At 71.8% G+C, this 23,488-nt stretch carries 23 protein-coding genes and 1 pseudogene; 10 read left to right on the top strand and 14 right to left on the bottom strand.

Going from position 1 to position 23,488, the window contains the following annotated elements; genetic code table 11:
* Positions 1–364: 364 nt before the first annotated feature.
* The gene (locus IE172_RS05785; protein WP_190095957.1) at positions 365–1,006 is read right to left on the bottom strand and encodes a DNA-3-methyladenine glycosylase; all 642 of its coding nucleotides are present in this window, start codon (positions 1,004–1,006) and stop codon (positions 365–367) included.
* A gap of 145 nt (positions 1,007–1,151) precedes the next feature.
* On the opposite strand from IE172_RS05785, the gene IE172_RS05780 reads away from it, so the two are divergent.
* The 3 genes from IE172_RS05780 to IE172_RS05770 all read left to right on the top strand — a co-directional run bounded on the left by IE172_RS05780 (position 1,152) and on the right by IE172_RS05770 (position 3,242).
* A complete protein-coding gene (locus IE172_RS05780) occupies positions 1,152–1,934 on the top strand; it encodes a sporulation protein (RefSeq protein ID WP_190095956.1) in 783 nt (260 codons plus the stop codon).
* 41 nt (positions 1,935–1,975) lie between these two features.
* Positions 1,976–2,515: a YbhB/YbcL family Raf kinase inhibitor-like protein gene (locus tag IE172_RS05775; protein ID WP_190095955.1), complete on the top strand. Its 540-nt coding sequence runs from the start codon at positions 1,976–1,978 to the stop codon at positions 2,513–2,515.
* Positions 2,516–2,735: 220 nt separating this feature from the next.
* Entirely contained in the window at positions 2,736–3,242 is a 507-nt protein-coding gene (locus tag IE172_RS05770) for an HNH endonuclease (protein ID WP_189595904.1), read from the top strand.
* 89 nt (positions 3,243–3,331) lie between these two features.
* On the opposite strand, the gene IE172_RS05765 is transcribed toward IE172_RS05770, so the two are convergent.
* The 3 genes from IE172_RS05765 to IE172_RS05755 form a co-directional block, all read right to left on the bottom strand.
* Positions 3,332–4,276, bottom strand: coding sequence for an SPFH domain-containing protein (locus IE172_RS05765; protein ID WP_190095954.1), 945 nt, complete (start codon positions 4,274–4,276; stop codon positions 3,332–3,334).
* Between the two features lie 148 nt (positions 4,277–4,424).
* Entirely contained in the window at positions 4,425–4,856 is a 432-nt protein-coding gene (locus IE172_RS05760; protein WP_190095953.1) for an NfeD family protein, read from the bottom strand.
* Between the two features lie 95 nt (positions 4,857–4,951).
* A complete protein-coding gene (locus IE172_RS05755) occupies positions 4,952–5,749 on the bottom strand; it encodes an ABC transporter ATP-binding protein (protein WP_190095952.1) in 798 nt (265 codons plus the stop codon).
* Between the two features lie 163 nt (positions 5,750–5,912).
* On the opposite strand from IE172_RS05755, the gene IE172_RS05750 reads away from it, so the two are divergent.
* Positions 5,913–6,701, top strand: a complete 789-nt coding sequence (locus IE172_RS05750) for an Rv1486c family protein (RefSeq protein ID WP_190095951.1) — start codon at positions 5,913–5,915, stop codon at positions 6,699–6,701.
* 281 nt (positions 6,702–6,982) lie between these two features.
* On the opposite strand, the gene IE172_RS05745 is transcribed toward IE172_RS05750, so the two are convergent.
* From IE172_RS05745 to IE172_RS05735, 3 genes are all read right to left on the bottom strand, one after another.
* On the bottom strand, positions 6,983–7,228 hold the full coding sequence (locus tag IE172_RS05745; RefSeq protein WP_190095950.1) for a chaplin: 246 nt from the start codon (positions 7,226–7,228) through the stop codon (positions 6,983–6,985).
* A gap of 158 nt (positions 7,229–7,386) precedes the next feature.
* Positions 7,387–8,028 carry a response regulator gene (locus IE172_RS05740; protein ID WP_190095949.1) on the bottom strand — a complete coding sequence of 214 codons (642 nt, stop codon included), beginning with the start codon at positions 8,026–8,028 and terminating at the stop codon, positions 7,387–7,389.
* Positions 8,021–9,166, bottom strand: coding sequence for a GAF domain-containing sensor histidine kinase (locus IE172_RS05735; protein ID WP_190095948.1), 1,146 nt, complete (start codon positions 9,164–9,166; stop codon positions 8,021–8,023). Before IE172_RS05735 ends, IE172_RS05740 begins: the two co-directional genes overlap by 8 nt.
* Positions 9,167–9,414: 248 nt before the next feature.
* Between IE172_RS05735 and IE172_RS05730 the strand changes: the two genes are divergently transcribed.
* The 3 genes from IE172_RS05730 (at position 9,415) to IE172_RS05720 (ending at position 12,250) form a co-directional block, all read left to right on the top strand.
* Complete coding sequence (locus IE172_RS05730) at positions 9,415–10,113, top strand: SDR family NAD(P)-dependent oxidoreductase (protein WP_190095947.1); 699 nt, start codon at positions 9,415–9,417, stop codon at positions 10,111–10,113.
* Positions 10,110–11,153: an S-adenosylmethionine:tRNA ribosyltransferase-isomerase gene (locus IE172_RS05725; RefSeq protein ID WP_190095946.1), complete on the top strand. Its 1,044-nt coding sequence runs from the start codon at positions 10,110–10,112 to the stop codon at positions 11,151–11,153. The genes IE172_RS05730 and IE172_RS05725 overlap by 4 nt, the downstream gene beginning before the upstream one ends.
* A 341-nt stretch (positions 11,154–11,494) precedes the next feature.
* A complete protein-coding gene (locus IE172_RS05720; RefSeq protein WP_190095945.1) occupies positions 11,495–12,250 on the top strand; it encodes a transglycosylase SLT domain-containing protein in 756 nt (251 codons plus the stop codon).
* A 91-nt stretch (positions 12,251–12,341) separates the two neighbouring features.
* Here IE172_RS05720 and IE172_RS05715 read toward each other — a convergent pair whose 3' ends face one another.
* Positions 12,342–14,867 carry an ABC transporter ATP-binding protein/permease gene (locus tag IE172_RS05715; protein ID WP_190095944.1) on the bottom strand — a complete coding sequence of 842 codons (2,526 nt, stop codon included), beginning with the start codon at positions 14,865–14,867 and terminating at the stop codon, positions 12,342–12,344.
* A 54-nt stretch (positions 14,868–14,921) separates the two neighbouring features.
* Between IE172_RS05715 and IE172_RS05710 the strand changes: the two are divergent.
* Together IE172_RS05710 and serB are read left to right on the top strand one after the other, a co-directional pair.
* Positions 14,922–16,418: pseudogene (locus IE172_RS05710) on the top strand (streptophobe family protein); the annotation flags it as partial.
* A 750-nt stretch (positions 16,419–17,168) separates the two neighbouring features.
* On the top strand, positions 17,169–18,377 hold the full coding sequence (serB, locus tag IE172_RS05705) for a phosphoserine phosphatase SerB (protein WP_190095943.1): 1,209 nt from the start codon (positions 17,169–17,171) through the stop codon (positions 18,375–18,377).
* A 61-nt stretch (positions 18,378–18,438) separates the two neighbouring features.
* On the opposite strand, the gene IE172_RS05700 is transcribed toward serB, so the two are convergent.
* From IE172_RS05700 to IE172_RS05690, 4 genes are all read right to left on the bottom strand, one after another.
* On the bottom strand, positions 18,439–18,957 hold the full coding sequence (locus tag IE172_RS05700) for a SixA phosphatase family protein (RefSeq protein ID WP_190095942.1): 519 nt from the start codon (positions 18,955–18,957) through the stop codon (positions 18,439–18,441).
* A gap of 65 nt (positions 18,958–19,022) precedes the next feature.
* Complete coding sequence (locus IE172_RS05695) at positions 19,023–19,229, bottom strand: hypothetical protein (RefSeq protein ID WP_190095941.1); 207 nt, start codon at positions 19,227–19,229, stop codon at positions 19,023–19,025.
* A 185-nt stretch (positions 19,230–19,414) separates the two neighbouring features.
* Complete coding sequence (locus IE172_RS35090) at positions 19,415–19,531, bottom strand: SGM_5486 family transporter-associated protein (protein WP_267483346.1); 117 nt, start codon at positions 19,529–19,531, stop codon at positions 19,415–19,417.
* Positions 19,532–19,765: 234 nt separating this feature from the next.
* Positions 19,766–21,100, bottom strand: a complete 1,335-nt coding sequence (locus tag IE172_RS05690) for a CynX/NimT family MFS transporter (protein ID WP_190095940.1) — start codon at positions 21,098–21,100, stop codon at positions 19,766–19,768.
* A 73-nt stretch (positions 21,101–21,173) separates the two neighbouring features.
* On the opposite strand from IE172_RS05690, the gene IE172_RS05685 reads away from it, so the two are divergent.
* The gene (locus IE172_RS05685; RefSeq protein ID WP_190095939.1) at positions 21,174–21,866 is read left to right on the top strand and encodes a FadR/GntR family transcriptional regulator; all 693 of its coding nucleotides are present in this window, start codon (positions 21,174–21,176) and stop codon (positions 21,864–21,866) included.
* 99 nt (positions 21,867–21,965) lie between these two features.
* Here IE172_RS05685 and fabI read toward each other — a convergent pair whose 3' ends face one another.
* Together fabI and fabG are read right to left on the bottom strand one after the other, a co-directional pair.
* Positions 21,966–22,733 carry an enoyl-ACP reductase FabI gene (fabI, locus tag IE172_RS05680; RefSeq protein WP_190095938.1) on the bottom strand — a complete coding sequence of 256 codons (768 nt, stop codon included), beginning with the start codon at positions 22,731–22,733 and terminating at the stop codon, positions 21,966–21,968.
* A 6-nt stretch (positions 22,734–22,739) separates the two neighbouring features.
* Positions 22,740–23,444, bottom strand: coding sequence for a 3-oxoacyl-[acyl-carrier-protein] reductase (gene fabG / locus IE172_RS05675; protein WP_190095937.1), 705 nt, complete (start codon positions 23,442–23,444; stop codon positions 22,740–22,742).
* Positions 23,445–23,488: the final 44 nt, after the last annotated feature.

Genomic DNA, 23,488 nt, shown 5'->3' with positions numbered 1-23,488 from the left:
TCCGACTCTATCAGATCTTTCCGATCCGATTTCCTCGGTGCTTTCCAGGTTCACGCTTTCGCGTTTCCCTTTCCGGCCGTTCCGACTCTATCAGAACCTTTCGGACCTGAATCCCAGTCGGCGGGTTTTGCCGTCGAGTCGATGACTTTCGCCTGTCGGCCTTTCGACATTCACTACGCTAGCCGATTCCCTCGCTCGATTCATAATCGGGCTGTGCGGTGAGCGAATTCAGGCATGCGGGCATGAAGAATTCGGCCCCGCTGAGGGGTGATTGTAGGTAGTGGGTTGGCCGCTTCCGGCTGCAGGCGAACGCCGTACCCGGGTCAAGCGGCTCGGGCCACCTTACGCATCTTCGATCGAGGAGTCAACTCCGTCGGCGCCGCGGCACGTGGGCCCGGTACGGGCTCACGGTCGGGTCGTTGTCGACCCAGTACCGCCATGGGTGTACGGCCCCCTCGCCCGAGACCCCGGTGCGCGGACCGTTGCGCACCTGAGCGGATGCCGCTCGGGTGCCGGTGAGGATACGGAGCGGGGTGTCGCCGCTCGCGCAGGCGTCCGTCCCGTTGAGGGCGCGGTCGACGCCGAGGGCCGTGGCGAGTCGGGCAGGGCCTTTGGCCAGTTCCTTGTCGTTGCGGGCCGTGAGCCGGCGCGAACGGGCCAGCTCGGCTCCCTCCACGATCTCCCCGGCCCGCAGGAGCACCGCGCTCGCCCGTCCCTCGGGACCACAGACCAGGTTCATGCAGAACCACATGCCATAGGTGAAGTAGACGTATACGTGACCGGGCGCGCCGAACATGACCTCGTTGCGTGCCGTGCGACCGCGGAAGGCGTGGGAGCCCGGGTCGTTCTGGCCGTCGTAGGCCTCGACTTCGGTCAGGCGGAGGGCGATCGGACCGTCCGGGGTGCTGCGGACCAGGATCCGGCCGAGGAGGTCGGGGGCGACCTCGAGGACGGGTCGGTCGAAGAAGTTTCTGGGCAGGGGCGTACGGTCGGGGGTCGCGATCATGCCGTCCGAGGGTACTGGAGAGGGTGTTGAACGGACGCCGCTCTTGCCGGGGTGAGGACCGACGGAACCGGCCACGGCCGGATCGCGTTGTTAGGGATCAGCGGTCCTTGCACACAAGCGATGGCAGGACGACAGAGGGAGAGACATGGCGTTCAAGAAGCTGCTGGCGAGTCTGGGAGCCGGCGGGGCCTCGGTCGAGACGGTGCTGCACGAGGTCAACGTCGTTCCGGGCGGGGTCGTCCAGGGCGAGGTGCGGATCCAGGGCGGGTCCGTGAACCAGCAGATCGAGGGTCTGTCGGTGGGGCTGCAGGCCAAGGTCGAGGTGGAGAGCGGCGACCAGGAGTACAAGCAGGACATCGAGTTCACGAAGTCGCAGCTCGGCGGCGCCTTCGAACTCCAGGCGGGCGCGGTGCACGCGGTGCAGTTCGGGCTGGAGATTCCGTGGGAGACGCCGATCACGATGATCGACGGTCAGCCGCTGCGCGGGATGAACATCGGGGTGAGCACGGAGCTGGCGATCGCCCGGGCCGTGGACTCCAGTGACCTGGACCCGGTCAACGTGCACCCGCTGCCGGCGCAGAAGGCGATCCTGGACGCGTTCATCCAGCTGGGCTTCCGCTTCAAGAGCGCGGACATGGAGCGCGGGCACATCCGTGGCACCCGGCAGAAGCTGCCGTTCTACCAGGAGATCGAGTTCTTCCCGCCGCAGCAGTACCGGGGGCTGCACCAGGTCGAGCTGAGCTTCGTGGCGGACGACCAGGCCATGGACGTCGTGCTGGAGATGGACAAGAAGCCCGGCCTGTTCAGCGAGGGCAGCGACACCTTCCGTTCCTTCAAGGTGGGGCTGAACGACTACCAGGGGACCGACTGGGCGGCGTACCTCAACCAGTGGCTGTCGGAGGTCGGCAGCAGGCGCAACTGGTTCTAGGCTCGGTTCCGACCGAACGCAGACGATCAGGAGGTACCGAGGTGACCGAGCTCAAGCGGCGGCCGCTCCCCCACGACTTCCATCCGCCGGTGCCGTCGTTCACGGTGACCAGTGACGATGTGACGGAAGGCGCGACGCTCAAGGACGCTCAGGTTCACGCGGCCGGCAACACCTCACCGCACCTGCGCTGGGAGGGCTTCCCGTCGGAGGCCAGGAGCTTCGCCGTGACGTGCTTCGACCCGGACGCCCCGACGGGCAGCGGGTTCTGGCACTGGGTGGTGTTCGACATTCCGGCCTCGGTGACGGAATTGCCGGCGGGTGCGGGCAGTGGTTCGTTCGAGGGGCTGCCCGAGGGCGCCGTACAGGTGCGCAACGACTACGGCGGCAAGGAGTTCGGTGGCGCCGCGCCGCCGCCCGGGGACGGGCCGCACCGGTATGTGTTCACGGTGTACGCCGTGGACCAGGAGAAGCTGGGTCCGGACTCGGACGCCTCTCCGGCCGCGGTGGGTTTCAACCTGCGTTTCCACACGCTCGCGCGTGCCCATCTGATCGGTGAGTACGAGGTGCCCGCGGAGTCCTGAGCCCTCCGTACCGCTCCGGGCGTTCATGGAACGTTTGCCCGCCCCTGGTCTTGGAATTGATCAGGGGCGGGCATTTTTGTTTTCGGGGGGGGTCGCGGGGGGGGGGGGCGGTGCCTCCCGCGGGAGCAGCGGATATTGCGTTGTCCATCCCGGCGTGCCCGGCCAGAGTTGATCCCAGCCCGCCGAGGGGTGGGCCGGTGCACACGGGAGGTGGGCTGGTATGCGGGACACGCTGGTGCTGAACGCGAGCTTCGAGCCGTTGTCGACGGTGACGTTGAACCGAGCCGTCGTTCTGGTGCTTCAGGACAAGGCCGTCGTCGAGCAGGCCCACCCCGAACTGCGGATGCGTGGAGCGGCGGTCGACATACCGGCGCCCCGGGTGATCAGGCTCTGCCAGTACGTGAGGGTGCCGTTCCGAAGACAAGCGCCGTGGTCGAGGCGGGGTGTGCTGGTCCGGGACCGGCACCGGTGCGCGTACTGCGGCCGTCGGGCGACGACCGTGGACCACGTGGTGCCGAGGTCGCGCGGTGGGCAGGACACGTGGCTGAACACGGTGGCGTCCTGCGCGGAGGACAATCACCGGAAGGCGAACCGGACGCCCGAGCAGGCCGGTATGCCGTTGCTGCGGGAGCCGTTCGAGCCGACGCCGGCCGACGCGATGCTGCTGGCGCTGGGCGCGGAGGAGTTCGAGGCGTTGCCGGAGTGGCTGGCGCTGGACGCGGCGTGAACGGCTGCGTCTCAGGGGCGCGGGCGCCGGCCCGACCGCGGGTGCGTCGTGGCTCGTCGCGCGGTTTCCCGCGCCCCTGAGGGGTTGCCCTAGTCGATGGAGGGCTTCTCGCGGCGTTCCTGGGCGGGGACGTTGGGGGCGGGGGTGTTGTTGCCGCCCATGGCGCCGAAGTTGCCCATCGCGCCGGAGAGGCCCTTGAGTGCGTCGCCGATCTCGCTGGGGACGATCCAGAGCTTGTTGGCGTCTCCCTCGGCGATCTTCGGGAGCATCTGGAGGTACTGGTAGGAGAGCAGCTTCTGGTCCGGGTCGCCGGCGTGGATGGCCTCGAAGACCGTACGGACCGCCTGGGCCTCGCCCTCGGCGCGCAGGGCGGCTGCCTTGGCCTCGCCCTCGGCGCGCAGGATCTGGGACTGCTTCTCGCCCTCGGCGCGCAGGATCTCGGACTGGCGGACACCTTCGGCCTGGAGGATGGCGGCGCGCTTGTCGCGGTCGGCGCGCATCTGCTTCTCCATCGAGTCCTGGATGGAGGTGGGCGGCTCGATGGCCTTGAGCTCGACACGGTTGACGCGGATGCCCCACTTGCCGGTGGCCTCGTCGAGGACGCCGCGCAGGGCCGCGTTGATCTCCTCGCGGGAGGTGAGGGTGCGCTCCAGGTCCATGCCGCCGATGATGTTGCGCAGGGTGGTGACGGTGAGCTGCTCGATGGCCTGGATGTAGCTGGCGACCTCGTAGGTGGCGGCGCGGGCGTCGGTGACCTGGTAGTAGATGACGGTGTCGATGTTGACGACCAGGTTGTCCTGGGTGATGACCGGCTGCGGCGGGAACGGGACGACCTGTTCGCGCAGGTCGATGCGGTTGCGGATGGTGTCGATGAACGGGACGACGATGTTGAGGCCCGCGTTCAGTGTCCGCGTGTAGCGGCCGAAGCGCTCGACGATGGCGGCGCTGGCCTGTGGGATGACTTGGATCGTCTTGATCAGGGCGATGAAGACCAACACCACCAGGATGATCAGGACGATGATGATCGGTTCCATCGTCGGTTCCCCGAACCCTTCTTGACCTCGGCGCCTAGGGCAGCTGTTGTGCCTGGGAAGATCTCGCTGTTGAAGATCTTGCTGGTCGAGTCTGTCAGACCGTCGGTGCAACTGGGGGATTGTTCGCCGCAGTTGTGTCGTGATGGGGTCACATGACGATCGCCGTGGCTCCCTCGATGTCGACGACGTCCACTTCCTGGCCCACGTCGTAGGCGCGGCCGGCGTCGAGGGCGCGTGCCGACCAGACCTCGCCCGCGAGCTTGATCCGGCCGCCCGATCCGTCGACGCGTTCCAGTACGACGGCCTGTTTTCCCTTCAGGGCGTCGACGCCGGTGGCGAGTTCGGGCCGCTGGGTGCGGTGTCTCCTGGCGATGGGGCGTACGACGGCGATGAGTGCCGTCGAGACGACGGCGAAGACCACGACCTGGGCGACGGCGCCCCCGCCGAAGACTCCGGAGACCAGTGCCGCGGTGACGGCGCCCACCGCGAGCAAGCCGAGTTCGGGCATCGCGGTGATCACGAGCCCGATGCCGAGTGCCGTCGCGCCGATCAGCCACCACAGCCATGCGTCGATGTCCACCGGGCCATGGTAGGACCGGGCGCCCGGTCGCCGACAGGGCGCCGATCAGTTTGAACGCGCCGTGCGGCTCGGGATGTTGCGTCCGGTGGTGCGGTTCAGGCCATCGGCAGGCCCTGGGCGGTCCAGCGGTCGCCGACCTGTTCGACGACGAGCGGGAGGCCGAAGCAGAGGGAGAGGTTGCGGGAGGTGAGTTCGAGCTCCAGCGGGCCGGCGGCGAGGACCTTGCCCTGACGGATCATCAGGACGTGGGTGAAACCGGGGGCGATCTCCTCCACGTGGTGCGTGACCATGATCATGGAGGGGGCGATCGGGTCGCGGGCGAGGCGGCCGAGGCGGCGTACGAGGTCCTCGCGGCCGCCGAGGTCGAGGCCGGCGGCGGGCTCGTCGAGGAGGAGCAGCTCGGGGTCGGTCATCAGGGCGCGGGCGATGAGGGTGCGCTTGCGCTCGCCCTCGGAGAGGGTGCCGAACTTGCGGTCCAGGTAGTCGGACATGCCGAGGCGGTCGAGGAAGGCGCGGGCGCGCTGCTCGTCGATGTCCTCGTACTCCTCCTGCCAGCCGGCGGTCATGCCGTAGGCGGCGGTGAGCACGGTCTGCAGGACGGTCTGCTTCTTGGGGAGCTTGTCGGCCATGGCGATGCCGGCCATGCCGATGCGGGGGCGCAGCTCGAAGACGTCGGTGCCGGGCTTGCCGAGGGTCTCGCCGAGGATGGTGGCGGTTCCCGTGCTGGGGTAGAGGTAACTGGAGGCGAGGTTGAGGAGGGTGGTCTTGCCGGCGCCGTTCGGGCCGAGGATGACCCAGCGCTCGCCCTCCTTGACCGACCAGGAGACCTGGTCCACCAGAGCCCGGCCCTCACGGACCACGGATACGTCCTGAAGCTCCAGAACATCGCTCATGAGCGCGTTGTCTCCCCTTGCAGTGTGGCCGGTCTCGGCTGTCGCGTACGCCTTGTGGGTCGGTCCGCCGCACCCGTGGGCGCAGCCCTTCATGAAATCTACGCCACCGGTCGACCCGGACATTCCTCCGGTCCGGCTCTTGGGCTCTGTCTAGGGTGTACGCATGCTTTCGGAACCACGCTCCGGGCGTCTCGCCGCTTGGGGAAACGCCCTGCTTGCCGGACTTGTCCCGCCGGATGACGCCGCGGTCGCGGTCGTCGGGGAGGACGCGGTGCACCGGGTGGTGGGGCTGCCGGGCGAGGCCGCGCCGGTGGGGCTCACGCTGGCGCTGGGGCGGCTGCGGGCGCTCGGCGTGAGCGGGCTGCGGGTGGCGTTGCCGGTGCCGGGGCATCCGCTGGGGCTGAGCGGGCCGGCGGAGTTCAACGCGCGTGCGCTGGAGGCGGAGGAGGCGGTGGTCTGTTCCGGGGCCGCGCTGGGGCTGGTGCCGGAGGTGCACGAGGCGGGGCCGCCCGGTGATGTGCGCGTCGAGGTGGTCTGGCACTGTCTGCCGGTACGGGAGGCGCCGCCTGCGGACGTGCCGTCGCTCGGGGAGGCGGAGCGGGAGCTGGCCGAGGCGTTGCGGGAGGCGACGGAGGTTTTGACGCGGCTGGACGTGGCCGGGTCGGGGCCGGTGGCGGAGGCGGCGATCGACGCGTACCGGGCGCGGGCGATGGCGTCGCGGGGGCGGGATGTGCTGGCGCCGGGGTATCCGCCGCGGGCGGTGCGGGTGCTGGAGCTGGCGGAGCGGGTGGGGGCGTTGGTGTCGCTGGCGGGGCGTGGCGGGCACGGGGGTGCGGTGAGTGCGTCGGAAATGGCGGGGCGGGCGGAGGCGTTGCGGCCGGTGGAGCGGACGGCTCGGCGGGCGCGGGTAGCGGCGTACAACTCCGTTGTGGAGGAGCGGGGGTTCGGGTGAGGGGGGTTGGCGTGGTGCCGGGGCTGGTGGGCCGGGGGCTGTAGCAGCCCGGTGCTCGGGGGTGGCCCTGGCGCGGGTGCGGGCCGGGGGGAGGTTGCGCAGCCCGGCGCCGGCGGGGTGCCGTCGCGCCCACCCGTGCCGCCCTGCGGCACGACTGCCCGCGGAGAGCGGAGAGCGGAGCGTGGAGGGCGCGTCGGGGTGCGCCGGTCGACTGGGCGTGGGGGCAGGGGGGAGCCCCGGCGCCTCGGTGGGGGCGGGCGGCCGGGGCTCTGGGGTGGGCGTCAGTGGTTGACGGCGGTGTTGCCGAAGGCCGGGTTCAGCAGGCCGATGACGTTGACGCTGTTGCCGGAGACGTTGACCGGGACGTCGACCGGGACCTGGATGACGTTGCCGGAGACGACGCCCGGGGAGCCGACGGCCTTGCCGTGGGCGTGGCTGCCGTCGGTGGCGGAGGCCATGCCGGTGCCGGCGGCGAGCAGACCACCGGCCACCATCGTCACGGCCGCTGCCTTCTTCAGGTTCTTCACTTTCCGAGCCCTCCTAGCGATCGCTGCGACAGGCGCCGCAGCGTGCACTGGAGAACGGCCGGCACCGCCGAGGGATACGGCCATCCGGGGGGCATTCCCACTACGGTATGAATCTCGGACCGGAGGGGAACCTTCCGCCGGGCCGGAGGCGTCCCGGGTCAGCCGCTGAGGCCGTGGCGTACGGCCCACAGGGCGGCCTGGGTCCGGTCCGCCAGATCGAGTTTCATCAGGATGTTCGACACATGGGTCTTCACGGTCTTCTCCGAGAGGACCAGGGCGCGGGCGATCTCCCGGTTGGCGCGGCCGTCCGCTATGAGCCCGAGCACTTCCCGCTCCCGCTCCGTGAGCGAGCCCGCGCGTCCCTGACCCGAGCCGGTCTCCTCCTGGGCGAGCAGCGCGCCGGCCACCTCCGCCTGGAGCAGCACGTGCCCGGCGTGCACGGAGCGGATCGCTCCGGCGAGCGCGTCGGGATCGACGTCCTTGTACACGTAGCCGGCGGCGCCCGCGCGCAGCGCGGGGACCACGGTGCGCTGTTCGGTGAAGCTCGTGACGATCAGCACGCGCGCCGGATGTCCCAGTTCGCGGAGCCTGCGCAGGGCGTCGACGCCGTCCATGCCGGGCATCTTGACGTCCATGAGGATGACGTCGGGGTGCAGTTCCCCCGCCAGGGCGACCCCTTCCGCGCCGTCCGCGGCCTCGCCGACGACCTCGATGTCGTCCTGCACCTCCAGGAAGGTGCGCAGGCCCCGGCGTACCACCTGGTGATCGTCGACCAGCAGCACCTTGATCGCGTCAGCCACCGGGAACCTCCATCTCGATCGTGGTGCCCTTGCCGGGCGCCGATTCCACGGTCAGCCTGCCGCCGACCCCGCTCGCCCGGTCCCGCATGGAGACCAGGCCCAGATGGCGGCCCGCGCGGCGCACGACGGGCGTCTCGAAGCCGCTGCCGTCGTCGCTGACCCGCAGGACCGCCCCGCCTCCCCTGCGCTCCAGGGTGACGTCGACGCGGTCGCCGCCGGAGTGCCGCAGGGCGTTGTGCAGCGCCTCCTGGGCCACCCGCAGCAGCGCCTCCTCCTGGGCCGCGGGCAGGGCGCGTACGCCGTGGCCGGTAAAGGTGACACGCGCGGTGTGGGCACGGTCCAGGACCTGGACCTGTGTGCGCAGCGTGGCGACCAGGCCGTCCTCGTCGAGTGCCGCGGGGCGCAGTTCGACGACCGCGGCGCGCAGTTCCTCGACGGCCTCGGCGGCGAGGACGGCCACCTGCTGGAGTTCGCCCTTGGCGCGGGAGGGGTCGCGGTCGACGAGGCGGGCGGCGGCCTGGGCGGTGAGCCGCAGGGAGAAGAGTTTCTGGCTGACGGCGTCGTGGAGCTCGTGGGCGAGGCGGGAGCGTTCCTCGGCGATGGTCAGTTCGCGGCTGCGTTCGTAGAGCCGGGCGTTGGTGAGGGCGATCGCGGCGTGCTGGGCGAGGATGGCGAGCAGTTCCTCGTCGTCCTCGGTGAAGCCGCAGGTCCCGTCGGTCCTGTCGCAGTTCTTGTTGGCGAGGAACAGGGCGCCGATGACCTCGTCGCCGTCGCGGATGGGCAGGCCCAGGAAGTCGACGAGATCGGGGTGGGCGCTGGGCCAGCCCTCGAAGCGGGGATCGCGGCGCACGTCGGCGAGGCGCTGCGGGGTGGCCTCGCCGATCATCGCGGCGAGGATGCCGTGCTGGCGCGGGAGGGGCCCGATGGCCTTCCACTGCTCGTCGCTGACGCCGTCGACCACGAACTGGGCGAAGCCGCCGTGGTCGTCGGGCACGCCGAGGGCGGCGTACTGGGCGTCGAGGAGTTCGCGGGCCGAGGCGACGATCGTCTTGAGGACGTCGCGGACCTCGAGGTGCCTGCTCATGGCCAGCAACGCGGCGCTCACCGCGGCGAGGCCGGACCGGGGGCCGTGGCTCATGCTCCTCACGGTACCGGTGGGGGCCGGCGGCGCGGATCGGGCGGGCGGCGGGCGGCGGCGGGGCGTTGGTCCTAGGTCCGCGGTCCGGTGTGCGCGGCCGCCGGCGTAGGGCCGCGGACCCGGGGACGGCGGTGTAGGGCGAACGGACCCGGGTCCCTGCGTCCCGGGGCCGAGGCGGCGGCGGCCGGCGGGTCCCTACGTTGGGGGCACGCCGATCGGGCGTCGCCGACGACGAGGGGACGGTTGTCATGCCGGTTGCGATCATCACGGGGGCTTCGAAGGGACTCGGGGCGGCGCTCGCGCGGGCGCTGGCCGAGCGTGGCTGGGATCTGGTGCTGGACGCGCGGGGGCCGGTTCCGCTGGCAGAGACGGCGGGGCTGGTGTCGGCGCACGGCACGCGGGTGACCGCGCTGCCCGGGGACGTCACGGACGCGGGGCACCGTGCGGAGCTGGTGGCAGCGGCGTGGCGGCTGGGCGGGGTGGATCTGCTGGTGCACAACGCCAGCGCGCTGGGCGCCGAGCCGCTGGTGCCGCTGGAGGAGCTGCCGCTGGAGGGCCTGCGGCGGGCGCTGGAGGTGAACCTGGTGGCGGCGCTGGGGCTGGTGCAGGAGGCGCTGCCGCTGCTGCGGGCGGCGCCCGCCGGGGCGGTGCTCGTGGTCAGCTCGGACGCCGCCGCCGAGGCGTACCCGACGTGGGGCGGGTACGGGGCGTCCAAGGCGGCCCTGGACCGGTTGGCGGCGGTGCTGGCGGTGGAGGAGCCGGGACTGCGGGTGTGGGCGGTCGATCCCGGTGACATGGCGACGGAGCTGTACGCGGCGGCCGTGCCGGACGACGACGGTCACCGGCCCGATCCGGCCGAGGTGGTGCCGGCGTTCCTGGCGTTGCTGGACGGGCGGCCGGCGAGCGGTCGCTACGGGGCTCCGGCGCTGCTGGAGGAGCGGCGATGACGGTGGTCGTGGAGGTGCCGGAGGAGTTGTCGGCGCGGGTGCCGGTGGAGCAGCGGGGGCCGGGGCTGGACCGGGACGCGGTGCGGCTGCTGGTGTCGCGGGGTACGGAGGTGTCGCACCACGCCTTCGTGGAGCTGCCGCGGCTGCTGCGGGCCGGGGACCTGCTGGTGGTGAACACGTCGCCGACGCTGGCGGCGGCCGTCGACGGGTGGCTCGGGGGCGCGGGTGTGGTGGTGCACTTCTCCACGCGGGGTGACGACGGCCGCTGGGCGGTGGAACTGCGGGAGCCCGACGGGCGCGGCACCACGCGTGCGCGCGCGGGCGCGTCCGCGGGTACAGGGGTGCGGCTGGCCGGGGGTGCGCGGCTGGTGCTGGAGGAGCCGCTGAGCGCGCGGGGCGACCGGCTGTGGTGGGCGCGGGTGTCGCGGGACGTGCTCGGGGTGCTGCGGGAGCACGGGCGGGCCGTCCGGTACGCGTACACGGAGCGGGATCAGCCGTTGTCGGCGTACCAGACGGTGTTCGCGCTGCCGTCGCCGGACGGGCTGGGGAGTGCGGAGATGCCGAGTGCGGGGCGTCCGTTCACCGCGCGGCTGGTGACGGAGCTGGTGAGCCGCGGGGTGGGGTTCGCCCCGGTGACGCTGCACACGGGGGTGGCGTCGGCGGAGGCGCACGAGCCGCCGTATCCGGAGCGGTACGTGGTGCCGGAGGCGTCGGCGCGGCTGATCGGCGCGGTGCGGGCGGGGGGCGGCCGGGTGATCGGGGTGGGGACGACGGCCGTACGGGCGGTGGAGTCGGCGGCCGGGGCGGACGGGGTGGTGCGCGCCCGGGCGGGGTGGACCGATCTGGTGGTGACCCCGCAGCGGGGGGTGCGGGTGGTGGACGGGCTGCTGACGGGGCTGCACGAGCCGGCCGCCTCGCACCTGCTGATGCTGGAGGCGGTCGCCGGGCGGGAGGCGGTCGGCCGGGGGTACGCGGAGGCGCTGCGCGGGCGCTACCTGTGGCACGAGTTCGGGGATGCGCATCTGGTCCTGCCGGGGTGACCGGGGCCACCTCACGCAGCGCATTGCGCCAGCAACCAGGGGTGAGAGGCGGGGGTGGCGGATGTGAGGCCGGGCATAGGGCGCACATCACGTACGAAGCGCCCTAGGAGAGACATACCGTCCACGTGAGCGGGGCGTACTGCCCAATCTGCCCCGATTCGCCCCTCCCTGATCCACTACCCGGCTTCGTACGTCACACCTTTGCCCAGCGATTTTGCGGCCGCTAAGAATGGCTGCGTCGCTCAGCGCCGTGGGTTCCGATCCGCGGCGTTCGTGCCGGAAGCACCATGTCCCCGCCGGACGTTGAGCGACCTCCGCGCTATTCGAAGAGGTCCTCCCGCATGTCGAAGAACTTCCTCACCCGTGGTCACAGTCGTGCGCTGACCCGTCACCACAAGCTGGCCGTCGCGGGCGTCGCCGCCCTCGGTGCCGCCGCCATCGGGTTCTCGGCCGTCCCGAGCAACGCGTCCACGACCACCACGAGCGAGGCCGCCTCCGCTCCCGCGGCGAACGTCTCGTACAGCACGGAGCCGATCCAGGGCGTCAAGGCGGACGTCACCGACCGGCTCGCCTCCTCCAGCGTCAAGGTCGAGCAGATCGCGGCGAAGAAGGAGGCCGCGGCCGAGGCAGCGGCGCAGAAGGCCGAGGCCGCCGCGCAGAAGAAGGCCGCCGCCGCTGCCGCGAAGGCCGAGGCCGAGCGGGCCCGCCAGGCCAAGGAGGCCGCTTCCCGCTCCGCCGAGCGCGCCGAGGCGAACACGTCGGCCCCCAAGAGCTACGGCAACCACCTGGACGGCTGGATCCGCGAGTCCCTGTCCATCATGAAGAAGCACGGCATCCCCGGCTCCTACGAGGGCATCCACCGCAACATCATGCGGGAGTCCTCCGGCAACCCCAAGGCGATCAACCTCTGGGACATCAACGCCCGCAACGGCATCCCCTCCAAGGGCCTGCTCCAGGTGATCCCGCCGACGTTCGAGGCCTACCACGTCCCGGGCACCTCGAAGAACATCTACGACCCGGTCGCCAACATCACCGCCGCCTGCAACTACGCGGCCGACCGGTACGGCACCATGGACAACGTCGACAGCGCGTACTGAGGTCGGCGCGGACCTCTGCGACGCGAGCACAGACGCCGAAGGGCGGCACCCTCCTGACGGGGTGCCGCCCTTCGGGGTCGTACGGCGCGGGTCACTTGCGCATGACCTCGGGCTCGTGGCGGCGCAGGAAGCGGGCCACGAAGAAGCCGCAGATCACGCCGAGGACGATCAGCGCGCCCATGTCCATCGCCCAGGCGCCGACCGTGTGCTCCCACAGCGGGTCGGTGTCGCCCGCCGTCTCCGGCGGGCTGATCCGGTTGAAGTCCAGCGTGGCGCCCGAGGCGGCGACCGCCCAGCGCGACGGCATCAGGAACGAGAACTGGTTGACGCCGATCGAGCCGTGCAGCGTGAACAGGCAGCCGGTGAAGACGACCTGGATGATCGCGAACATCACCAGCAGCGGCATGGTCTTCTCGGCGGTCTTCACCAGCGAGGAGATGATCAGGCCGAACATCATCGAGGTGAAGCCGAGCGCCATGATCGGCACGGAGAGCTCCAGCAGCGTGAAGCCGCCGAAGACCAGGCCCTCCTCCGGGATCTCCCGGCTGGAGAATCCGATCACACCGACGAGCAGGCCCTGCAGCACGGTGATCATGCCGAGCACGAACACCTTCGACATCAGGTACGCCGAACGGGACAGGCCGGTGGCACGCTCCCGCTCGTAGATGACCCGTTCCTTGATCAGCTCGCGCACGGAGTTCGCCGCACCCGCGAAACAGGCACCCACGGCGAGTATCAGCAGGACCGTGGTCGCCGTGCCGTTCGGGATGATGCGGCCGCTCTGCGGGTTCGGCGGGTTGGGCAGCAGGCCCTTGTCCGCGTCGATGAGCAGACTGACCGCGCCGAGGACGGCCGGCAGGATCACCATCAGGGCGAGGAAGCCCTTGTCGGAGACGATCACCGAGACGTAGCGCCGCACCAGGGTGACGAACTGCGACATCCAGCCCTGCGGCTTCGGCGGCTTCATGGCCTGCATCGCCGGAACCTGTACGGACTGCGGCGCGACCGCGTCGATGTCCGCCGCGTACATCTGGTAGTGCTGCGAGCCCTTCCAGCGGCCCGCCCAGTCGTAGTCGCGGTAGTTCTCGAAGGCGGAGAAGACATCGGCCCAGGTGTCGTAGCCGAAGAAGTTCAGGGCCTCCTCGGGCGGGCCGAAGTAGGCGACCGAACCGCCCGGCGCCATCACCAGCAGCTTGTCGCAGATCGCCAGCTCGGCCACCGAGTGGGTGACGACGAGGACGGTACGGCCGTCGTCGGCGAGGCCGCGCAGCAGCTGCATGACGTCGCGGTCCATGCCCGGGTCGAGGCCGGACGTCGGCTCGTCCAGGAAGATCAGCGACGGCTTGGTGAGCAGCTCCAGCGCCACCGAGACGCGCTTGCGCTGGCCGCCCGACAGGGAGGTGACCTTCTTGTCCTTGTGGATGTCCAGCTTGAGCTCGCGCAGCACCTCGTCGATGCGGGCGTCGCGCTCGGCGGCCGTGGTGTCGGCGGGGAAGCGGAGCTTGGCCGCGTACTTCAGGGCCTTCTTGACGGTCAGCTCCTTGTGCAGGATGTCGTCCTGCGGGACCAGACCGATGCGCTGGCGCAGCTCGGCGAACTGCTTGTAGAGGTTGCGGTTGTCGTAGAGGACCTCGCCCCGGTCGGCGGGCCGGTAGCCGGTGAGCGCCTTGAGCAGGGTGGACTTGCCGGAACCGGACGGGCCGATGACCGCGATCAGGGACTTCTCGGGGACCCCGAAGGAGACGTCCTTGAGGATCTGCTTGCCGCCGTCGACCGTGACGGTCAGGTGGCGGGCGGAGAAGGACACCTCACCGGTGTCGACGAACTCCTCGAGCCGGTCACCGACGATCCGGAACGTCGAGTGACCGACGCCCACGATGTCGGTGGGGCCGAGCAGTTGCGAGCCGCCCTTGGCGATCGGCAGACCGTTGACGTAGGTGCCGTTGTGCGAGCCGAGGTCGCGGATCTCCATGCGGCCGTCGGGCGTGGAGTGGAACTCGGCGTGGTTGCGGGAGACCTGGAGGTCGGAGACGACGAGGTCGTTCTCCAGCGCACGGCCGATGCGCATCACGCGCCCGAGGGAGAACTGGTGGAACGTGGTGGGACTGCGGTCGCCGTACACCGGCGGCGCCCCCGCGCCACCACCGGGGCCCTGCTGCTGCGGGATGTGCGGCGCGGGCTGCTGCGGTGCCGCCTGCTGCTGCGGCTGCCAGCCGGAGTGCTGGGCCGGCGGCTGCTGCTGCTGCGGCGCCTGCTGGGCCCAGCCGGCGTTCGCGCCCTGGGCGGCGTACGGCTGCTGCGGCCGGGCCTGCGGCGCGCCGGCGCCGGCGCCGGTGAGGGTCACGCGCGGCCCGTCGGTCGCGTTGCCCAGGTTCAGCACCGTGTCGGAGCCGAACTCCAGATGGTGGATCCGTTGCCCCTGCACGAAGGTGCCGTTGGTGCTGCCGTGGTCCTCGATGACCCAACTGCGCCCGTTGAAGCTGATCGTGGCGTGACGCCAGGAGACCCTGGCGTCGTCCAGCACGACGTCCCCCTGCGGATCACGTCCGAGGGTGTAGGCCCTGGACGGATCGAGCGTCCAGGTCCGTCCGTTTGATTCCAGTACGAGTTCCGGCACTCCATGCCCCACTGAGTTGTCCCCCGAGTTTCCCCCATCGCAGGGAGTCTAGGGATGTCGAACATCGGGGGGAACTATTTCAGGCTCGTCCCCGTGACCGAAAGCCGGGCTTGTCACGAGCGCGCACCAACGCATCGACGGGGGTGCGCCGACGGGGTTGAAATCGGTTCGGAAAGTGGTAAACCACGCGAGGGGGACATGCGCGGTGTTGTTGCCGCGCCGCGGATCGGGGGGTCTGCCATGAGTACTGCCACGGGCGTCGGCGCCGCGTGGTCGGGCCGGCGCGTGCCATGGGCCGACGTGCTGGTGTCCGCGATCGCGGCGGTGAGCTGGGCACTGATCGGGATGGCGGGGACGGCGGCGCTCGGGCTGCGTCTGCTGGACGCGGACGCGGCCGGTTCGCTGGGGCCGATGACCGCGGCCGTGGTGGCGCTGGGGGCGGGTGGTGCGGTCACACCGTCCGGTGACGTGTCCGCCCACGGGGTGTCGGGCGCGGAGGTCGGCACGGCCGTCGACTTCACGCCACTGGGCGTGAGCCTCGTGGGTGCGCTGCTGTTGTCGTACTTCTTCCTGCGCTCCCTGCGGGCGGCGGGAGTTGTCGTCTCCCCCGCCGAACTCCTCGCCCGCGCGGGTGCGGTGGTCGCGTTGTTCGTGGCGATGACGGGCGGCCTGGTGCGGGCAGGTCACGACGTCGTCACCGTCGACTTGGGCTCGCTGGGGCTGGACGGTCTGCCGGGCATGGGCGGCGGCGAGGTCGAGATCCCGGGGCTGGGTGACGTCGGAGGGCTGCTGCCGGACCGCGTCGGTGATCTCGTCGACGCCTCGGCGGCGGTCGGGTTCACCGTCGACACGGTGCCGACGCTGCTCGGTGGTCTGGGCTGGTCGGCCGGTGTGCTGCTGGTGGCGCTGCTGGCTTCCCGCCGTACGCCGCTGCCGGGTGGCTGGGAACCCGTGCACCGGGCGGTACGGCCGGCGGTGTCCGCCCTCGTCACGGTGCTGCTGCTGGCGGTGGCGGCGGGATACGCGGGGGCCGGATACGCGGCGGCCGGCGACGACCATCCGCGGCGGATAGCGGGGGCGGCGCTGCTGGCGGCGCCGAACGGGGTGTGGCTCGGGATACCCGTCGGCCTCTTCGTGCCGTGGGAGGGGCGGGCGAGCGGTCCACTGCTCGGGGTGCTGCCCCATCCCGTGGACGACCTTCTGCGGGCGGGCCCGGACCGGCCGGTCACGCTGGGACGGCTGGCCGAGCTCGACGGGCGGGTGTGGCTGCTCGGGGTGGCCGCCGCGCTGATGATGCTGCTGGCGGGGGTGCTGACGGCGGTGCGGACGCCGGTGCCGGCGGACTCGGTGGGGGCCGCGGGGGTGGCGGAGTCGGCGGGGGCCGCTGGTTTCGTGGGGAGGTGTGCGGTGCGGCTGGGCGTCGTCGCGGCGGTGACGCTGCCGCTGCTGGCCCTGCTCACGGTGGTGTCCGCGGACGCCTCCCTGTCCGTACTGGGCTTCGACGCCTACGACGCGGGCATCGAGCTGCGCGGGCGGCTCGGCACGGCGCTGCTGCTGGGGGCGGCGTGGGGGGCGGGGGCGGGGGCGGCGGGTGCGCTGCTGGCGCGGGCGAGCGGAGCGGCGGGAGGACGGGCGGCGGTTCCGGCACGGGGTGACAGGGCGGTGGGGGCGGTCGGGGAGGGGTGGGAGGAGGTGGGGCGGGCGGGGCCGTATGTGCCGGGGGTTGCGTTCCGGCCGCCGAATCCGGACACCAATCCGTATCTGCGGGTGCCGCCGGCGGGGGGGGGGGGCGGGGCCGTATGTGCCGGGGGTTGCGTTCCGGCCGCCGAATCCGGACACCAATCCGTATCTGCGGGTGCCGCCGGCCGGGGGTGGCGGTGGGGGCGATGTCTCGGAGGCGCCGACCGTGATCGGGCCCGTCGGGCCGGTCGGGCGGGGGTGTGGTCCTCGGGGTGGGGAGGGGCGGAGGGGTGGTGGGGAGCGGGCGTCGCTGTGGCCGGACGAGGGGCCGCCTCCGCCCCCTCCGCCGCCTCCTCCTCCGCCGTCTCCGCCGGGGCCGCGTGGGCCGGAGGGCGGGCGGTGAGTTGCGGGTGCGAGCGGTTGCCGGGGGGACCTTTTTTCGCCCCCGCCGCCCCTTCCCGTTCCCGTCCTCCGGGGGCGCTGCCCCCGGGCCCCCGCTCCTCAAACGCCGGAGGGGCTGGAAATGCCCCTGGGGCGGATCACACGGTGGGCCGGGGTGGTTGTCCGGGTGGCGGACCTCGGAGGCGGGGGGCACTGGGTGCCGGATACGGTGGGGGGACCATGAGCGCATCGCAGACCTCCGACGTTCCCACCCTCCTTGTCAAGATCTTCGGCAAGGACAGGCCGGGCATCACGGCCGGCCTCTTCGACACTCTCGCCGCCTACTCGGTCGACGTGGTCGACATCGAGCAGGTCGTCACCCGTGGCCGCATCGTGCTCTGCGCGCTCGTGAGCCAGCCGCCCGAGGGCCTGGAAGGCGATCTGCGGGCCACCGTCCACAGCTGGGCGGAGTCGATGAAGATGCAGGCGGAGATCATCTCCGGCAGGGGCGACAACCGCCCGCGCGGACTCGGCCGGTCCCTGGTCACCGTGCTGGGCCACCCCCTCACCTCGGAGGCGACGGCGACGATCGCCGCACGGATCACGAGGGCCGGCGGCAACATCGACCGCATCTTCCGGCTGGCCAAGTATCCGGTGACGGCGGTGGAGTTCGCGGTGTCCGGCGTGGAGACGGAGCCTCTGCGCACGGCGCTGGTGACCGACGCCGCCAGGCTCGGCGTCGACATCGCCGTGGTCGGGGCGGGGCTGTACCGGCGGGCGCAGCGCCTCGTCGTCATGGACGTGGACTCCACCCTGATCCAGGACGAGGTGATCGAGCTCTTCGCCGCCCACGCCGGCTGCGAGGACCGGGTCGCCGAGGTGACGGCGGCCGCCATGCGCGGGGAGCTGGACTTCGAGCAGTCGCTGCACGCACGCGTGGCGCTGCTGGAAGGGCTGGACGCCTCCGTGGTGGACAAGGTGCGCAGCGAGGTGCGGCTGACGCCGGGCGCCCGCACGCTGATCCGTACGCTGAAGCGCCTGGGCTATCAGGTGGGCGTGGTCTCGGGTGGCTTCACCCAGGTCACCGATGATCTGAAGGAGCGGCTGGGACTGGACTTCGCCCAGGCCAACACCTTGGAGATCGTCGACGGGAAGCTGACCGGCCGGGTGACCGGCGAGATCGTGGACCGGGCGGGCAAGGCCCGGCTGCTGCGCCGGTTCGCCGCGGAGGCGGGTGTGCCGCTGTCGCAGACGGTCGCGATCGGTGACGGGGCGAACGACCTGGACATGCTGAACGCGGCGGGGCTCGGTGTCGCGTTCAACGCCAAGCCGGTGGTGCGCGAGGCCGCGCACACGGCGGTGAACGTGCCCTTCCTGGACACGGTCCTCTACCTGCTGGGCGTCACGCGGGAAGAGGTCGAGGCCGCCGACACGCTGGAACTGGACTGAGACGCGGGGCAGGGGCCCGGCAGCGGCGGACGCCGGGTGCCGGGCCCTGTCACGCCGGGTGTCACTCGGTCGGCGCCCAGTAGTCGGCCAGGGTGCCGACGCCGGGCTCGAGGGACTTCCACGAGCCGTTGAAGGACAGGACGGCGAAGGCGGCGGCGGGGTAACCGAGGCGGCTCATGCGCGCGCGGGCGTCTCCCTCGGACTCGCCCGCCAGGATGTCGGCGAGTCCCTGGATGCCCGGGTTGTGGCCGACCAGGAGGACGTTCTGCGCGTCGTCGGGAGTCTCGTTGAGCAGGGCGATCAGCTCACCGGGCGAGGCCTCGTAGATCCGCTCCTCGTAGACGGTTTTCGGCCGCTGCGGGAACTCGTGGACCGCGAGTTTCCAGGTCTCCCGGGTCCGGACCGAGGTGGAGCACAGGGCCAGATCGAAGGCGATTCCGGTGTCGGCGAGCTTGCGTCCGGCGACTGCGGCGTCCGTGCGGCCACGCTCCGCGAGGGGTCGCTCATGGTCGGACACCGGGGGCCAGTCGGCTTTCGCATGCCGGAAAAGGACAATCCTGCGGGGTTCTGCGACGCTCATGTAGCCCAGCTTCGCACGAAACAGGCCACGGGGCGCAGGGAGTTGACCGGCGCCTCCACAGGTGTTCAGCGGGCTATGAGCTGCCGGGCGCGCTCGACGAGGTGGGCGATCGTGGGCTCACCGGCGGCCGCGTGGGCGTCGGAGGGGTTGAGGATCAGGCTGAGCAGTGCCACGAAGGCGAGGGCGGGCAGGGCCAGGGCCCACCAGGGCAGCCGGGTGTCGGCGCCGCCCCGGGGGGCCGGATGGGGCCGGGTGTGCGTGTGCGCCGACATGAAGCCTCCGCTCTTCGGGTGTCCGTGACCCGCCGTCGCGGCCACATCTCGAAGGTACGGATCGTGCGGGCCCCAACCCATCCGGTGACCCACCCACTTGACCCTGAGCCTGGCCCCCTAGGGGATAGGGGTGCCAGCACCACCATGGCCGTCGCCGGCGCCGTCGGGCGGGGCGCAGGGGGCCGTCACGGCGCGAGGATGGTCGCGATCACGCCGATGACGATGAAGATGGCGAAGAACGTGGCGAAGACGAGCAGCAGCTTGCGCTGGCCGTTCTGGGGATTCGGGTCGAGGACTGGCATGTGGGTCAGTCTCGCACCTCGGCCGCCCGGGATCTGCTTCGGGGGGCGTGGCGGACTCCGCGCGGCGGCACGGGCGGGGCGGCGGGGCCGGGACGGGTGGGGCGGCGGGGCCGGGGCTGAGGTCGGGGCCGGTCGTGGTGCTTTTTCGCCCCCGCCGCCCCTTCCCGTCCCGTCCCTGGGGGCTGCGCCCCCAGACCCCCCTTGCGCAGTTCCCCGCGCCCCTGGGGGGGTGGGTCACGCGGGCGTTGCTTCGTCCTCCACCGTGCGGTTGCGGCCGGCGAGGACGCCGATGACTGTTTGGGGGATCATCAGGCCGGCCATCAGGGCGAGCGGGAGGCCCCAGCCTCCGCTGTGCTGGTAGAGCACGCCCACCAGCAGCGGGCCGGGGATGGAGATCAGGTAGCCGGTGCTCTGCGCGAAGGCGGACAGCTGGGCCACTCCCCCGCTGGTCCTGGCCCGCATGCCCACCATGGTGAGCGCCAGCGGAAAGGCGCAGTTGGCGATGCCCAGCAGCACGGCCCAGAGCCAGGCTCCGGCGGCCGGCGCGAAGTACAGGCCCGCGTATCCGGCGAGGCCGCTCACCCCGAGCGCGACCACGATCGGCCCCTGGTGGGGAAGCCGGGCGGCCAGGCGCGGTATGACGAAGGCCAGCGGCACGCCCATCACCATGGTGGCCGCGAGGAGCAGGCCCGCCGTGCCCGCGGGGACGCCCGCGTCCCGGTAGATCTGGGCCATCCAGCCCATGGTGATGTAGGCGGCGGTCGCCTGGAGCCCGAAGAAGACCGCCAGCGCCCAGGCGGTACGGCTGCGGGTGATGCGCAGCGCGGGCGCCTCGGCGGGGGCCGGCACGTCATGCGTGGGCTCCTGCCCGTCCGGCGCGGGTGGGCGCCCGGCCGGTGTCGTGCCCCGTTCCCGTGCGAAGGCGAGCCACGGCAGTACGGCGGCGGCCGCCAGGCCCGCCCACACGGCGAGGCCGGACCGCCAGTCCCCGCCCAGGGCGTCGGTCACCGGCACGGTCACCGCGGCCGCCGTGGCGGTGCCCAGGGCCAGGGCCATGGAGTACAGGCCGGTCATGGACCCGACCCGGTCGGGGAACCAGCGCTTGACGATGACCGGCATCAGGACGTTGCTGACGGCGATGCCCATCAGCGCGAGGGCGGTGGTGGCCAGGAAGGCCGCGGTGCCGCCCACGTACGGACGGATCAGCAGGCCGGTGCCGATGGCGGCCATGCCGGCGCAGACCACCGCTCCGGCGCCGAAGCGGCGGGCCAGGCGGGGCGCGGTGACACCGAAGACGGCGAAGCAGAGCGGGGGCACGGAGGTGAGCAGTCCGGCCACGGTGCCGCTCATGCCGAGGCCGTCACGGACCTCCTCCAGCAGCGCGCCGGCGCTGGTGATGGCGGGGCGGAGGTTCACCGCGGCCAGCACGATGCCGACGACGAGCAGCCGTGTCCGCCAGGTGCGCGGCGGCGCGCCCCCGGAAGGGCTGTGGACTGCGGACGTGCCCGGCGTACGTGCGGTCGTGGACGTGAGCGTCCGGGTTTCCTCGCGAGCCATAAGCACCATCATAGAATCATGGGATGATTGGTTGTCCATGGCGGAAAGGGCACCGGCCGGCGCCCCGGTCGTGCGAAGGTGTGTCATGCCTCTGAGTCATCCGCGCCGCTCGGCGCTGTCCGAGCAGGTCATCGCCGCCCTGCGGGCGCAGATCACGTCGGGCGAGTGGCCGGTCGGTACGCGCATCCCCACCGAGCCGGAGCTGGTCGAGCAGCTCGGGGTGGCCCGCAACACCGTCCGCGAGGCCGTCCGCGCGCTGGCGCACAACGGGCTGCTGGACATTCGCCAGGGTTCGGGCACGTACGTGGTGGCCACGAGTGAGCTGGCCGGCGTGATGCACCGCCGTTTCGCCGACGCCGACCCCCGGCACATCGGCGAACTGCGTTCGACGCTGGAGTCGTCCGCGGCGCGGCTGGCCGCCCAGCGGCGCACGGAGAAGGACCTCAAGCAGATCGACACCCTGCTGCTGCGCCGGGAGGAGGCATGGGAGTCGGGGGACGCGGAGGCGTTCGTGGCGGCGGACGCCACGTTCCACCTGGCGGTCGTGGCCGCCTCGCACAACGACGTGATGACCGCCGTGTACGCGGATCTGAGCGAGGTGCTGCGGGACTGGCTGCGCGGCGACGTGGGCGGGGACATGTCGCCGGGGGCGCACATGGACCACGGGCGGCTGGTGGAAGCGATCCGCGCGGGTGACGCGGCGACGGCGGCCGAGGAGGCCGCCGCCTATCCGTTCGTGTGCCGTCCGGGGCGGTTCGGTCCGCCCTCCGAGGCCTGACCGGGGCCCGTGCGCAGGGCCCGCCCTCCGACGGGCTGACCGGGCCCGTGCGCAGGGCCCGCGCCCCTGCGGGGACGCGGGCCCTGGTGCGGCGTACGGTCAGGCGCCGATGGCGTGCAGACCGCCGTCCACGTGGACGATCTCGCCCGTGGTCTTCGGGAACCAGTCGCTCAGCAGGGCGACGACACCGCGGCCGGCCGGCTCCGGGTCCTTCAGGTCCCACTCCAGCGGCGCACGGGTGTCCCACACGGAGGCCAGCTCGCTGAAGCCCGGGATGGACTTGGCGGCCATGGAGCCGAGCGGGCCCGCGGAGATCAGGTTGCAGCGGACGTTCTGCTTGCCCAGGTCGCGCGCCATGTAGCGGCTGGTGGCCTCCAGGGCGGCCTTGGCCGGGCCCATCCAGTCGTACTGCGGCCAGGCGAACTGCGCGTCGAAGGTGAGGCCGACGACCGAGCCGCCGTTCTGCATCAGCGGCAGGCAGGCCATGGTCAGCGACTTCAGGGAGAACGCCGAGACGTGCATGGCCGTGGCGACCGACTCGAACGGCGTGTTGAGGAAGTTGCCGCCGAGCGCGTCCTGCGGCGCGAAGCCGATGGAGTGGACGACGCCGTCGAGGCCGCCGAGCTCCTCACCGACCACGTCGGCCAGCCGGCCCAGGTGCTCCTCGTTGGTGACGTCGAGCTCGATGACCTTGGCCGGCTCGGGCAGCTTCTTGGCGATGCGCTCGGTCAGGGTGGGCCGCGGGAACGCGGTCAGGATGACCTGGGCGCCCTGCTCCTGGGCCAGCTTGGCGGTGTGGAAGGCAATGGACGCCTCCGTCAGCACACCGGTGATCAGGACGCGCTTGCCCTCGAGAATTCCGCTCATGGTGTTTCAGTGACCCATTCCCAGTCCGCCGTCAACGGGAATGACGGCTCCAGTGATGTACGAGGCGTCGTCCGAGGCCAGGAACCGCACGGCCGCGGCGATCTCCTCGGGCTGCGCGTACCGGGCGAGCGGCACCTGCGCCAGGATCCTCGTCTGCTGCTCCTCGGAGAGCTCCCGGGTCATGTCGGTGTCGACGAATCCGGGGGCGACGACGTTGAAGGTGATGTTCCGCGAACCCAGCTCACGGGCGAGGGAGCGGGCGAAGCCGACCAGGCCGGCCTTGGAGGCGGCGTAGTTCGCCTGCCCCGCGGAGCCGAGCAGGCCGACCACGGAGGAGATCAGGACGACGCGGCCCTTCTTGGCGCGCAGCATGCCGCGGTTGGCGCGCTTGACGACCCGGAAGGTGCCGGTGAGGTTGGTCTCGACGACCGAGGTGAAGTCCTCCTCGGACATCCGCATCAGCAGCTGGTCCCTGGTGACGCCGGCGTTGGCGACCAGGACCTCGACGGGACCGTGGGTCTCCTCGATCTCCTTGTAGGCCTGCTCCACCTGCTCGGTGTCGGTGATGTCGCATCTGACGGCGAGGAAGCCGGCCGGCGGCTCGCCCGAGCGGTACGTGATGGCGACCTTGTCGCCGGCGTCGGCGAACGCGCGGGCGATGGCGAGGCCGATGCCCCGGTTGCCTCCGGTGACGAGAACCGAGCGGCTCAACGGATCACCCTTTCGATAGCGGTTCCATACCCGCCCGATGCCCG

The sequence above is a fragment of the Streptomyces griseoflavus genome, assembly GCF_014649995.1.
GTDB classification, from domain to species: domain Bacteria; phylum Actinomycetota; class Actinomycetes; order Streptomycetales; family Streptomycetaceae; genus Streptomyces; species Streptomyces griseoflavus.
Note: the sequence above shows the minus strand (reverse complement) of the source record. Positions and strands in the feature narration are given on the sequence as shown.